Raw genomic sequence first — 12,520 nt, forward strand, 5'->3', positions numbered from 1 at the left:
CACTATTGGGTGTGCTTACTTGGTGCGGCTAATTACTACATAAGGGCCGACTTGTTCGATATCCCACAATGCGTCATCTGCGAATACCTCGGAATTGAAAAACACGCCTTCGTAGGCCACGTTCGGGTTATTCGGGAACAAATCTACCGCGACGTGGGTCTTGTATTCCTCGTCGTCTTTGTGGCCACGGAAGACAAACGCATCCGGGCCTTTCCACTCGGTATCTTCCAGCGCAGCGGCGAAATCTTGCGGGGCAGAAAGCTCATCGAACGAGGCTTGCGCCCAATGCTTGATGGTGTCATTGCGCTCGGTGTACTGGCCCATCGGGTTCGCGTAATGCGAGGTGAACGCGTTGAAACCGTAGTACGGGTAGTAGGACAGCAGCGAATTTTCGTCTGTCAGCAGCACGGTGTGTTGCGGCGAGTGGCCGGCGGTGCCCAGCGTGGCGACGATCTCGGCGAAGTACTTCGCCGAGCCAGGGGCGTATTGATCTGCGCGTTCGCCGTAGCCGTCGGTATCGGTATAGGCGTGGTCGATTTCATTTTCGTTGGTTGCGGAAATCTGTTGCGCGTAACCAATGCTGGCTGCCACCAACAACACGGTGAACGCGCCCGAAACTTGGCGGGCGGACAGGTTGATTTTGCGGGATTCGAAAAAGTGCACCACCTTCGTGCGATCGGTATCGGCGAAGGCGAAAAAACCTGCAGTGGAGAGGATCAGCGCGATTGGTAATTCAATGCGGAAGCCCAGCAGGGTGGAGCCGAGCAGCGTCATCAGCATGGAAGCTAACACCCAGGCGTAGAGCACGACGGTGGCAATTAACAACGGACGACGCGTGCTGCGCAGCACCAAGTACAGCAAGCCGAGCAAGCTGAAAAAGCCGAGCGCGGATAACTCGAAAAACGGCAGTGGAACTTCGGTGCCGTTGGCAGGCAAGAAGTGCTGGGCTACCGAGGATGGCTTATAGTCCGCGGTGGCCACCAGGCACAGGTAGGGGCCCCAGGAAATAGCGGCGATCGCCATTGATCCCAGCCCCACTACCGCCAGGCGGATAAACGGTCCGAGGTTGCGTTGGCCCGGTTGGCGGGCCCAGAAATAGTGGATCGTCAACACGATGGTGATCAGCGCAGTCACGCCGACGAACAGCGTGTACATTGTGGCCGAAACTCCCAGGTAGACCGCCACGCCGGCGACGGCCAGCCAGGAGCCGCGCACCGCGCGGGCTGCCATCACCACAGCCGGGGCGATACCCATGCCGACGATGGCAGCATACGGCTCATCTGCCGCCATGGACAGTGTGACCGCGGTGTTGGCGAGTGCCAGGCTCGTGGCCAAAGGCAGTGAGCCGGTTAATGCCTGCCACACCGGAACCAACAACGCAGCAGCCGTCGCCAAGGACACCAACGCCCACGGTTGGTAGACCTCCCATCCGGGCATATCCAGCAGGTTCGCCAAACGACCGCCGCCCCAGAACCAGCCCAGAGGGTAGTAGGTGGGCATATCCAGGTAATTCATGTCCTGGTAGCCGAAGTTGGTGGCGGTGCGGGTGAGGAACTGCGTGCGAAACAGCTGGTCCACCTGCAGGCCGTCGAGCCACAGGCGGGTGGCAGAAAGCGGAATGCCCAGCGTCGCGATGGTCAGCCCGGCAGGAGAGAGATAACTAACCAGGTAGGTGAGCGCGCTGCGCCACCGTGGCCGTGGGTGGTGGTCAGTTTTGCGCCACTGCCACAGCAACACGGCCACCAGCACGAGCAAGCCCACCGAGACTGCGGTGGCCAGCGCGCGGGTGACCATGGAGGTATTAAACGCCGGGAGATTCGTCCGGTCCAGGATGATCCACGCGCTAAGCGCGGCGACAAAACTGCCCAGCCCCGTGCAGGCTAGGGCCGAAAATATTTGGGGCCGGGTGAGTTGGTCTGGTTTGTTCATTCAGGGTTACGGGGGATACGCGGTTAGTGGAGCAGTGTACGAAAGTTAGAACGGTAGGCGACGGAAAATCGCTTGTGGGATGAACTGGAATGCTAGCGAGACATAGCGGAACAGCGGGTGGACGAAGATATTATCCTTGCCGTCCTTGATCGCCTCGACGGTGGCCTTGGCGACGTCGTCGACATCGACAGTCAGAGGGGCCTCACCAGCTTCCGCGGACATCTTGGTGCGCACCTGGCCTGGGCGCACGACCAACACGTTCACGCCGGAATCGCGCAGGGCTTCACCCAAGTTGACGAAGAAACCGTCGACCCCGGCCTTGGAGGCACCGTAGACGAAGTTGGAACGACGCACACGCATGCCAGCCACCGATGACAATGCGACGATGGTGCCGTGGCCCTGCTGGCGCATCTTCTGTCCCAGTGCCACACCGACCGAGATTGCGCCGGTGTAGTTCACCTGAGCCGAAGCCACCGCGGCTTCGTGGGACTGCCACAGCTCTTCCTGGTCACCCAACGTGCCGAAGGCAACCACCGCGACATCCACATCGCCAGCAGAAAATGCTTCCTCCAGCACAGCTGGGTGGGAATCGTAATCGGTGGCGTCGAAATCGATGACGTTGACCTCGCTGGCACCAGCACTTTCCAGGTTGCGTGTGGAATCAGCCACGCGTGGCGAATCCTTGCGCGCAGCCAGAGTGACCTTGGCTGGGCCGGCCGACAGCAATTCGCGGGCGATGCCGACGCCAATTTCACTGGTTCCGCCGAGCAACAAAATGTGCTGAGCTTGACCTACAGCATTCAACATAAAAATAGGGTCCTTTAAAAATTTTTGGGGATTAGTGCAGCTTGTGGGCTTAGCGTAGCTTGTGGGTTTAGTGCAGTTCCAGACGACGCGACATGTCCGAAGCGAACACGCCGGTTGGGTCGATCTCATTGCGGGTATCCAACCACGATTGCATCTGTGGGTACATCTGGTGGAATTTCTCCGCCGAGGTGCGCGATTCCTTCGCCAAGTACAACCGGCCGCCGAAATCCAGCACGCGCTTGTCCAACTCATCCAAGAAATGACCCAGGCCTGGCTTGATGGGGAAGTCCACACAAATATTCCAGCCCGGCATCGGGAACGATAGCGGCGCGCGGTTGCCTTCGCCGAAGAGCTTGAAGACGTTCAGTGCACTGTAGTGGCCGGAAGCCTGGATGGAGCGCACGATGGACTTCAATTCGCTGGTGGCTTCGCGTGGCACGACGAATTGGTACTGCAAGAAGCCGCGTGAACCGTAACCACGGTTCCATTCACCGATCAGATCCAGTGGCTGATAGAACTGCGTCAGGTTCTGCACCTGGTCGCGGTATTCACCGGATTTCAGCCACCAAGCCTGGCCGACGGCCTGCATGGTCAGCTTATTCATGGTGAAGTTTGGGAAAATATCCGGCACGGTGATCAGTTGCGGTGCGCTGAATTTCAGCGGATCCTTCGCCAGTTTCGGTGCCAGCTCTTTCAGCTGATCCAACGTCGCCAAGCTGCCACGGGAAATCGCGGCGCGGCCCAGCTTCGGTTCTGGGCTGATGGCGTCGAACCACGCCGAGGAGTAGGTGTAGTTGGCCTCAGAACCGTCGGCATGAAACTCGATGGTTTCATCAAAATTGCTGGTCAAATCCCCGTCGGCAATGAAAAATGCGGTTTCAGTCTTGGTCATGCGGATAGTCGCCTGCACGATGATGCCGGTCAACCCCATGCCGCCAACCGTCGCCCAGAACAGCTCGCCATCTGGATCATCCTCGGAGCCTTCCGGCTTCAGGGTAAGGATCTCGCCGCTGGCTACCAGCAGGTCCATAGACACGACGTGATTGCCAAAAGAACCGGCCGAGTGGTGGTTTTTACCGTGAATATCCGGGCCGATCGCACCACCGATGGTCACCTGGCGCGTACCAGGCAGCACCGGAACCCACAGACCATACGGCAGGGCTGCCTTCATCAACTGATCCAGGGTCACGCCGCCGTCGACAACCACCAAGGCGTTGTCCGGGTCAATGGAATGGATTTTGTTGAAGGGCCGCATATCGATGACCAACCCACCAGCGTTTTGTGCCGGGTCCCCGTAGGAACGGCCCATGCCGCGGGCGATGACGCCACGCTTGAGGTGATCCGGCTTGTCGGCGTTATCGTCGGCAACCTGCTTGACGGCCGCGACGATGGTGTCGAGGTCTTCCGTGCTCAAAACTTGTGCACGGGTAGGGGCGGTGCGGCCCCAGCCGTGCAGGGTGGCTTCGCTGGTGTGTAATTCCATAGCTATTACTATAAGTCCATCAATTCACGGATGGGGGCAGGCAACTCGTCTTGTGAGGTGATCGTCTTTCCATCGTATTCGCGCAGCAGGCGGTACACCTCGCGTCGGGAGGTGCTATCCAACATGGGAAGCTCCTCGGCGAACAGACGCGTCATGAACTCATCCAGTGGCAGGTTGGTTTCTTGTGAGGCGATATAAGAGCCGTTCAGGCGGTCATTTTCGGCGTCGTAGGAGTCTTTTTTCCGTTTTCCGAACATGCTTTAAGCCTACGTGTTCTGGCCTGCTCGTCTACCCTGGGGCGCATGCTCAGGCACAGCAACGTCGTGTATTTGCGGGAGCGGACTGTCATCGTGCGGGCTTCCCTGGTGCGCGACGACTATGAAATTCACCGGCATATTGGCGTGTCCGAGTCTCTGGATTTGGCGGAGCTTGCCGACGTGTTGGCGACCTGTTTTGATCTGCGTGATGAGCAAACCCCCTGGCACTTCACGACGACGGGCCGCTTGCCGACGACCTCGCGCACAGAAACCTCCCGCGTCGATCCGCAGCACTTGGTTGGCGAATATCTAGGCAGCGAGCACGCCGGTTTGAATTTTCACTGGGGCCTGTGGGTCTTTCAGCTGCAGACCGTGGAGACGTATCCGCGCGATAAGGAAACCCCGGTGGCGTTGTGCGTCGGTGGATCGGGCTCGTTTTTGGGCAGTAAATTTGATCTCACCGCGATTAACGCGCAGTTGACGGGGCCGGATGCCATTGATCAGGTGTTGGCGGAGGTAAACCCGGAAGTCGGGGCGTTGATTCGCCGTTCCGGAGTGACAGATCTGGTGCCGTTGTTGCAGGCGATTGATGTGCGCCGAGAATGCACGGTCGATGCGCAGGTGCGCGCGCGGTTGGAGCAGTTGCCACTGGAAACCGAGCCGCGGCGTCGAGAAGCGTTTTGGGCTTGTGTACTGGGGCTTTCGTGCATGGGTGGGCTGGACATGACCGACGAGATCGCTGGGGTGCTGTTTGCTGCGCTGGGAGATTCTGGGCAATCAGGCCAGACAGGCCAGACAGACCAGAGCGCTAAGCCACGCCAGTTGTGCGCGGATTCGCTTGCCGTGTTGGCGCAGTGTGTGGCGGCGGTGGCGCCGGTGGACCGGTTGGATGTGTATCGGGTTGTGTTGCGCGGTGCCGATGCTGCCGGTTAGGTAGGATCTGTGCAGTTGTTGTTTGCCGTTGTTGGCAGATTGTTTGCCGAGAAAGTCGAGTGAGTTTCATGCCTAAGTTTTCCGCGGTGCAGGCGCTGCGTTCGTCGTCGGTAGATGATTCGAAGAAGCTGCGGACGCAATCGCTGAAATTCTTGCTCACGGGCATCATCGCCGCGATCGTGGACTTTTCGTTGACATGGATTCTGCAGATCGGGCTGGAAGCCTTGGCTCCGTTGTGGGCTCGTACCGTTGGTTTTATTTTTGGCACGCTGACGGCGTATTTGTTGAACCGCGCGTGGACGTTCCGGGCGCAGAAATCTTTCCGACGCTTCGCGGCGGTGGCGTTGCTGTACACGATGACGTATCTGATTAACGTCGGTGGTTCGCGCCTGCTTTTCGAGTTGTTTTCGGAAGTTTTCGGCTGGGCAGACTCGATTGCGCTGGCGGTTTCGTTCGTGATCGCGCAGGGTACTGCGACGGTCATCAACTTCTTCGTGCAGCGCTTGTTCATTTTTAAAAACGCTGAACCGATTTAGCAGTGAACCGATTTAACGCTGAGCCTCTTTAACTCTGATCCGATGCAGCACTGCGCTAATGCTCCGGGCGGCGGAAATCTTCCGTACGGCCACGGTTATGCAGGCGCAACCAGTTTTTAAAACCAGCGAAATCACGCCGCTGCACCAAGAAGAACCACCCAAAGCGGGCGAATTCTTGCGGCAACAGCTTCTTCATTCCACGCTGCCACAAAATATAACCGCGGTTGCGGTAGGTGAAAAATCGCTTGCCTGGATTATCGGGAAATTGCGTGTGCATCTTGCCACCGAGAATCGGCTTGAACTCGTCGGCACCATCCGGGTGTAAATACGCCGCGGTCAGGCACGTGCCAAAACGCACACCGGAATTGACCAGGCGACGGTGGTATTCCACCTCATCACCACGGATAAACAGACGATAATCCGGCACTCCGATCTGCTCCATGGCGGCAGCCGAAATCAGCGCGCCATTAAACAACGAGGCGATGCCCGGCAAAAACTCGCCGTCCAACTCATCCACGCGTCGACGCCAAACCAGGCTCTGCCGCAGCGGGAAGGCCAGGCGCTGCGGATCGTTGATATTGCACACGACTGGGCTGACCTGGTGCAGCCCGTGGGATTCGGCCACGGAATACAGCTTGTCTAGCACGTGCTTATCGGCGGGGCGCCCGTCGTCGTCGGCACACCAAATGGCATCCGCGCCCAGCGCCAGGGCCGTGAGAAAACCATAAGCGAAACCACCGGCACCACCGAGGTTCGTGTGGCTCGGCAAATAGTGGCCACGCTCGCCAGCTAATTCGTCGACAAGCGTTTCCACCGCAGCTTCCGCGCCATTGTCGACGACGATGATCCAGTCAACCGGGTGCGTTTGCGCAACTACCTGCTCGAGCGAGGCGCGCAGCAGCTCGGCGCGGCGGTGGGTCACGATCACCGCGGCGGTGGTGCCAGTACGGCGCAGCGACGACGTAGAGGTCGGCTCTGGCGAAGCAGAAGAAGCTGTCATGGAATCCATCCTATTGCTGAGGTTGGGTGTGGTTCTGGAAACGCTTAACTCTGAAAGCGTTTAGTTCTGAAAGCGTCGCACCAGATCGCGCACGTAATTACCGGCTTCGACGCCTTCGTAATCCTCGACGACGTCCTCCACGCGGCCCACGGAACGGATCTCGCCTTTGTCCACCCACAGCGCGGTGTTGCACAACTGTGCCAAGAAATCATTGGAGTGCGAAGCAAACACCAAAATACCGGCGCGTTTGACCAGATCTTGCAGGCGCACGCGGGCTTTGGCCATGAACGCCGCGTCGACAGCGCCGATGCCTTCGTCGAGAAGCAAAATCTCCGGCTCAATAGAGGTGACCACACCCAGTGCCAAGCGCACGCGCATACCAGTGGAATAGGTGCGCAGAGGCATACGCAGGTAGTCGCCGAGCTCGGAAAACTCCGCGATCTCGTCCATTTTCTTTTCCATCTGCTTGCGCGATTGGCCCAAAAATAGCCCACGGATAATGATGTTGTCGTAACCCGAAATCTCCGGGTCCATACCTACACCCAGGTCAAAGACAGGGGCGACTCGGCCGCGCACATCGGCGCTGCCACGAGTGGGCTCGTAGATGCCAGACAGCAGGCGAAGCAAGGTAGATTTACCGGCACCGTTGTGGCCGACCAACCCAACGCGGTCGCCTTCGCGCAGGTGCAGATTGATGTCGCGCAGCGCTTCGACGACGACGGTGTTGCTGGCGTTTTTGCCCAACGCGCCACCGGCGGTGGACAGCATTGCCTTTTTCAGTGAGCGCGACTTGGCATCGAAGATCGGGAAATCGACGCAGGCGTTGTAGGTATCGATTGAGACCATGGTGGAAACTCCTTAAACAATCCCGCAGGATGAAACCCAGCTAAATTAAACCCAGTAGCTAACGCGGAAACGCCAGCGCTTCATCGCCAGCAGTGCCAGGCCGAAACCGACGACGGTGCAGCCCAGCACGACCCACCAGTGGTAGGCGTCGACAGGCTGGCCGATCAGTGGGCCACGAACGATTTCGAGGTAGTGGAACAGTGGATTCAACTCCACTAGGCGGGCAGGGCCTTCAATGCCGTCACCGCCTTGTTCTTCCAGCGTGCGCACCGTCCACACGATTGGGGTGACATAAAACAGCAGCTGGGTCAGGGCTTCCAGCAGCGGGGCGACGTCACGGAAACGGGTCGCGACGATACCGAAGAACATCGACACCCACGCGCCGTTAAGCACCAACAATGTCAATGCGGGGATGGCTAGCAGCACCTCCCAGCCCAGGTGACGTGGGAAGATGATGATCAGCGCGACCCAGATGATCATATTGTGCGCCAAGAACAGCAGTTGGCGCCACACCAGCCGGTAGACATGCACAGAAATCGCGGCCGGGAGCTGTTTGATCAGCCCTTCGTTGTCGATGAAGATCAACGCGCCTTCTTTCAGGCAGCCAGAGATAAACGTCCACAAGATCAAGCCCACAGTCACGTGTGGCAAGAATTCCGCGGTGGGGATATCAAACAGCATGGAGTACAAAAAGCCCAGTGCAGTCGCCATGGCACCGGTGGCGATGGTGATCCAGAACGGCCCCAGCACCGAGCGCCGGTAGCGTTGCTTCATATCCTGCAGACCCAGCAGCAGCCATAATTCGTGCTGCTTGAGGCCATGCGATAGATCACGCCAGGCGGCCCCGAAGGTCATGGACTTAGACTGGGGTGCATCGCCGTCGGCGCCAGAGGTCATCCGGGCAATATCTTGGTCAAGCTGCGTATTGTTCTCCTGCACAAGGGCAAACCTTAGCAGTTGCGTGCTGCCTGGCGAGTCTCAAACGCGCACTACCCTGCCGTGTTTCTTTGCGTGAGCTGGGAATTTCTTGGGGGACAGGCGTCGGCCAGGAGGATTGAATGCGCCGCAATTTTCGGTATACAGTATTAACGGGTAAGGCAGAAGGGAGCTGAGACAGGCATGGCTTATGACGTCTACAGCGTGCGCGGTTTGTACACCACGCTATCTGAGGGCTGGACGTATCTGAATGCGCATGCCACTCCGCAGGTCCCGGAACGAGTGGCGGTGGGTGTCGCCCGTGCTTTCCGTAATGCCACTTCTGTCAGCACCGGGCCCACCGGGAGCCATTCGCAGCGCCAACACGCCGGGCGGTTAGAAGGCGATGTGTACATCGAAAATGCCCGCGGCGCCGTGGCGGATTTGCTGGGGGTGCGCGCCGATCGAGTCGTGCTGGGTTCCAGCTTGCCGGTGCTGTATCAGTCTCTGGCGCGCGCGATGGAGCCGATGCTCGCGCGCCGTGGCACCTCGGTGGTGTTGTCGGGCTTGGATGCCCCGGAGGTTTCTGCGCCGTTTTCCGGGCTTGTCGACGATACCCGCTGGGCCTTGCCGGATTTGGCCACGGGCGAGTTGCCGGCGTTTCAGTATCAAGATCTGGTCGACGGCCACACGCGCTTCGTCGCACTGTCCGCCGCGCATGACTTGCTGGGCACGGTCGCGCCGGTCAGCGAGATCGTGGAGCACGTGCGTTCGCGTTCGCGAGCCTGGACGCTTGTCGACGTCTCCAGCATCGCGATGTACCGGCCGATCGTGGCCGATGACTGGGACTGCAACATCTTGGCTATCGACCTGGCGCAGATTGGCGGCCCGCAGCTGGCCGCGTTGGTCTTCCGCGATACCGCGATGTTTAAACGCATTGCACCGATTTCGCCGACCCAAGATTGTGACACCTACGCGAAGCTGGAATCTCCGTTTTCTGCCGGTCTGGCCGGTGGCGTCGGCCCGGCGGTGGATCATATAGCACGGCTGGGTTCTGCGGCTGCTGGATCACGGCGCAAGCGTGTACAGCAGTCCATGGCGGAGTTGGATGTGTACATGGCGCGGCTGACTAACCAGATGTATACGTTTTTGGGCACGCTGCCTGCCGCGCACATCATTGGTGTGACTGGTGAGGCCGCGGCTGGGTCGACGGCGGACCGGCTGCCGCGTTTGTCTTTTGCCGTGCATGGGGTACCGGCGGCGACGGTGCATCAACGCTTATTCGATAACGGGCTGGTCACGACCATCGCGCCGAATACCCCGCTGTTGGAAAACATGGGGGTCGGTGAGATTGGTGGCGCGGTGACGATTTCCGCCGCACCGTTTAATACTGAGGCCGATATTGCGCATCTGACGCGCGTGGTGGCTTCGTTGGCTTAACTTTTCGCCCCGTAAATAGACGACAAATCACCCCCTAGACGGGCGACAAACCGCCCCCTAAACTGTCGACAAATCACCCCCTCGACGCTATGATCAGCAATTATGTACTTACCGAGGGTTGTTGATCAGATGCTGGCTGATCGCTTGTCTTATTCCGGTGGTGTGCTTATTGAGGGAGTTCGGGCTTGCGGCAAAACCGAAACCGCTCGGGCACATTCCAACTCGGAGGTAGCGTTGGACTCTGGGGTGCCGTCAGTACAGGTAGCCCTCGACAATGACCCGAACTTGCTGCTAGAAGGCGCGAATCCGCGACTTATTGATGAATGGCAGTTGGAACCGTCGTTATGGAATATCGTGCGGCGAGAGATTGATCGACGTGGTGAAAAAGGGCAGTTTATTCTGACTGGTTCTTCGGTGCCAGCGGAAGATGCACAGCGCCATTCCGGGGCACATCGCATTGCGCGGTTACGGATGCGTCCGATGACGCTTGTAGAACGCCGCATTGGTGATACGTCGGTGTCGCTGCAAAAATTATTCTCGGGTGCTGAGCTGCCGCCAGTGTTGGACAACCCATTTACGGTTTCTGATGCGCTAGACCATCTTGCGCACGGCGGCTGGCCGACTGACCTGGAATTACCGACGAATCAGGCGCTGGCGCATCTCACGGATTATGTCGATGACCTCATTAACCGCGATGTGGAGCGTCTCGATGGGGAATCGCGCCGGGATCCAGATCTGATGCTGGCGGTGTTGCGCAGCTTGGCGCGAAATGTGGCATCGGAAGTCTCATATGCCACGGTTGCGAAAGATATTTCTGGTACTCGCACGACAAAACCGGATACCGTAGCGGCGTATATCAATGCTTTACGACGCCTTTATGTCGTGGAAGAGCAACCTGCGTGGGCACCACATTTGCGTTCGCGCGCGAAAGTTCGGCAGAGCCCGAAACTGCATTTCGTTGATCCCTCTTTGGCGCTGGCAATCCACGGTGCATCAGCGGATTCGCTGCGCCGTGATCTGGAAACCGCCGGGTTTTTGTTTGAGTCGCAGGTGGTACAACATTTGCGAGTGTTTGCCGAGGCCCACGGCGGCAAGGTGTATCACTACCGGGATTCGTCGAAACGCGAGGTCGATGCCATCGTGCAACTGCGTGACGGCCGGTGGGCAGCGGTAGAAATAAAACTTGGGCAGCGGCAGATCTCGAAAGCAGAGGAATCGTTGCACAGCTTCGCCGAGGTCATCGATACGAAAAAGTCGGGCGCACCGGAATTCATGGCAATCATTACTTCCGATGGCCCGGTGCTGCAGCTACCAAGCGGAATTGTGACGTTTCCGCTGCACGCGATGGGGTCTAGCTGCTCTGCGTGAGCACCAGCGTGCCGGTGACTTCGCCAGAGTCGAGTGCTTGGTGCGCGGCGACGGCGTCGGCAAGCGGGTAGCTGGCGTGCCGGTGGTGGGTGATGGAGCCGTCGGCAAGCCACGGCCAGACGTTGGCAACAGTCTCGCGCACGATCTCGGCTTTTGCCTCGATATCGCGTGAACGCAGTGTGGTGCCGAAAATGCTCAGGCGATTGGCCAGCACCGCGCCCAGGTTGATTTCTTCTTTCGTGCCACCCTGCATGCCGATGATCACCAATTTGCCGTCTTTGGCCAGCGATTTTAGGTTTTGCTTCAGGTATTTCGCGCCGATGATGTCCAGGATGACATCGCAGGAGCCTTTCAGCTTGTCGACGAAATCCTCTTCTTTGTAGTTGATTAAGATATCTGCGCCGTATTTTTTGCAGGTTTCCAGCTTTTCCGCCGAGCCTGCGGTGACGGCGACTTTCGCTCCCAGTTTTTTCGCGACCTGGATGGCGAAGGTGCCGATGCCGCCACCGCCGCCGTGAATCAGGATGGTTTGGCCGGAGCGCAGGCCAGCCGTCATTACGAGGTTGGACCAGACGGTGCAGGCTACCTCCACGACAGAGGCGGTATCTTCCAGGGAATAGCCCTCGGGGATCGGGGTGAGTTGGCCTTCGGGCACAGCGACGTATTCCGCATAACCGCCACCGGCGAGCAACGCGCCGACTTCTTCGCCTACCGCGCGGCCGGTATCACCGGCGTCGACGATGGTGCCGGCGGCTTCCAGGCCAATGAGTTCGGAGGCCCCCGGTGGTGGCGGGTATGCGCCCTTGGCCTGGAGTAAATCCGCACGGTTCACGCCAGATGCTGCCACCTTGACCAGCACCTCGCCCGCGCGCAGGGTTGGCACGTCCACTTGGGTGAGTGCTAGCGACTGTGGGTCGTCGGCATCGGTTTGTACGATGGCGTGCATGGTGGCCGGGATAGTCGCGTCTGTGGTGGCTTGTGCAGTGTTGGCGGTTACATTTTTCTG

12 protein-coding genes are annotated in these 12,520 nt (G+C 58.9%); 4 read left to right on the plus strand and 8 right to left on the minus strand.

The features are described from left to right. Positions 1 to 15 precede the first annotated feature (15 nt). The 4 genes from QP888_RS08520 to QP888_RS08535 all read right to left on the minus strand — a co-directional run bounded on the left by QP888_RS08520 (position 16) and on the right by QP888_RS08535 (position 4,476). Positions 16 to 1,929, minus strand: a complete 1,914-nt coding sequence (locus QP888_RS08520; RefSeq protein ID WP_284813128.1) for a galactan 5-O-arabinofuranosyltransferase — start codon at positions 1,927 to 1,929, stop codon at positions 16 to 18. A 45-nt stretch (positions 1,930 to 1,974) separates the two neighbouring features. Continuing rightward, positions 1,975 to 2,736 (minus strand): decaprenylphospho-beta-D-erythro-pentofuranosid-2-ulose 2-reductase, encoded by a 762-nt coding sequence (gene dprE2 / locus QP888_RS08525; protein ID WP_284813129.1) that lies wholly within the window; start codon positions 2,734 to 2,736, stop codon positions 1,975 to 1,977. A gap of 67 nt (positions 2,737 to 2,803) precedes the next feature. Next, positions 2,804 to 4,219, minus strand: a complete 1,416-nt coding sequence (gene dprE1, locus QP888_RS08530; protein WP_284813130.1) for a decaprenylphosphoryl-beta-D-ribose oxidase — start codon at positions 4,217 to 4,219, stop codon at positions 2,804 to 2,806. Between the two features lie 8 nt (positions 4,220 to 4,227). Further along, positions 4,228 to 4,476, minus strand: coding sequence for a hypothetical protein (locus tag QP888_RS08535; protein ID WP_284813132.1), 249 nt, complete (start codon positions 4,474 to 4,476; stop codon positions 4,228 to 4,230). Positions 4,477 to 4,521: 45 nt separating this feature from the next. Here QP888_RS08535 and QP888_RS08540 point away from each other — a divergent pair, with 45 nt between their 5' ends. Then, positions 4,522 to 5,409, plus strand: coding sequence for a hypothetical protein (locus QP888_RS08540; RefSeq protein WP_284813134.1), 888 nt, complete (start codon positions 4,522 to 4,524; stop codon positions 5,407 to 5,409). 68 nt (positions 5,410 to 5,477) lie between these two features. Further along, positions 5,478 to 5,945 carry a GtrA family protein gene (locus QP888_RS08545; RefSeq protein WP_284813135.1) on the plus strand — a complete coding sequence of 156 codons (468 nt, stop codon included), beginning with the start codon at positions 5,478 to 5,480 and terminating at the stop codon, positions 5,943 to 5,945. 55 nt (positions 5,946 to 6,000) lie between these two features. On the opposite strand, the gene glfT1 is transcribed toward QP888_RS08545, so the two are convergent. Genes glfT1 through wzm form a run of 3 tightly spaced genes read right to left on the minus strand, consistent with a single transcriptional unit; the run spans position 6,001 to position 8,730 of the window. Then, positions 6,001 to 6,945 carry a galactofuranosyltransferase GlfT1 gene (gene glfT1, locus QP888_RS08550; protein WP_284813136.1) on the minus strand — a complete coding sequence of 315 codons (945 nt, stop codon included), beginning with the start codon at positions 6,943 to 6,945 and terminating at the stop codon, positions 6,001 to 6,003. Between the two features lie 60 nt (positions 6,946 to 7,005). Then, positions 7,006 to 7,791, minus strand: a complete 786-nt coding sequence (gene wzt / locus QP888_RS08555; RefSeq protein ID WP_284813137.1) for a galactan export ABC transporter ATP-binding subunit Wzt/RfbE — start codon at positions 7,789 to 7,791, stop codon at positions 7,006 to 7,008. Between the two features lie 45 nt (positions 7,792 to 7,836). After that, positions 7,837 to 8,730 carry a galactan export ABC transporter permease subunit Wzm/RfbD gene (gene wzm / locus QP888_RS08560; protein WP_284813138.1) on the minus strand — a complete coding sequence of 298 codons (894 nt, stop codon included), beginning with the start codon at positions 8,728 to 8,730 and terminating at the stop codon, positions 7,837 to 7,839. Between the two features lie 180 nt (positions 8,731 to 8,910). On the opposite strand from wzm, the gene QP888_RS08565 reads away from it, so the two are divergent. After that, entirely contained in the window at positions 8,911 to 10,146 is a 1,236-nt protein-coding gene (locus tag QP888_RS08565; protein WP_284813139.1) for an aminotransferase class V-fold PLP-dependent enzyme, read from the plus strand. A 102-nt stretch (positions 10,147 to 10,248) separates the two neighbouring features. Beyond that, positions 10,249 to 11,514, plus strand: coding sequence for an ATP-binding protein (locus QP888_RS08570; RefSeq protein ID WP_284813140.1), 1,266 nt, complete (start codon positions 10,249 to 10,251; stop codon positions 11,512 to 11,514). On the opposite strand, the gene QP888_RS08575 is transcribed toward QP888_RS08570, so the two are convergent. After that, positions 11,498 to 12,460, minus strand: a complete 963-nt coding sequence (locus tag QP888_RS08575) for an NAD(P)H-quinone oxidoreductase (protein WP_284813186.1) — start codon at positions 12,458 to 12,460, stop codon at positions 11,498 to 11,500. The genes QP888_RS08570 and QP888_RS08575 overlap by 17 nt on opposite strands. Positions 12,461 to 12,520: the final 60 nt, after the last annotated feature.

Source organism: Corynebacterium sp. MSK297 (assembly GCF_030232885.1).
In the GTDB taxonomy this organism is placed as follows: domain Bacteria; phylum Actinomycetota; class Actinomycetes; order Mycobacteriales; family Mycobacteriaceae; genus Corynebacterium.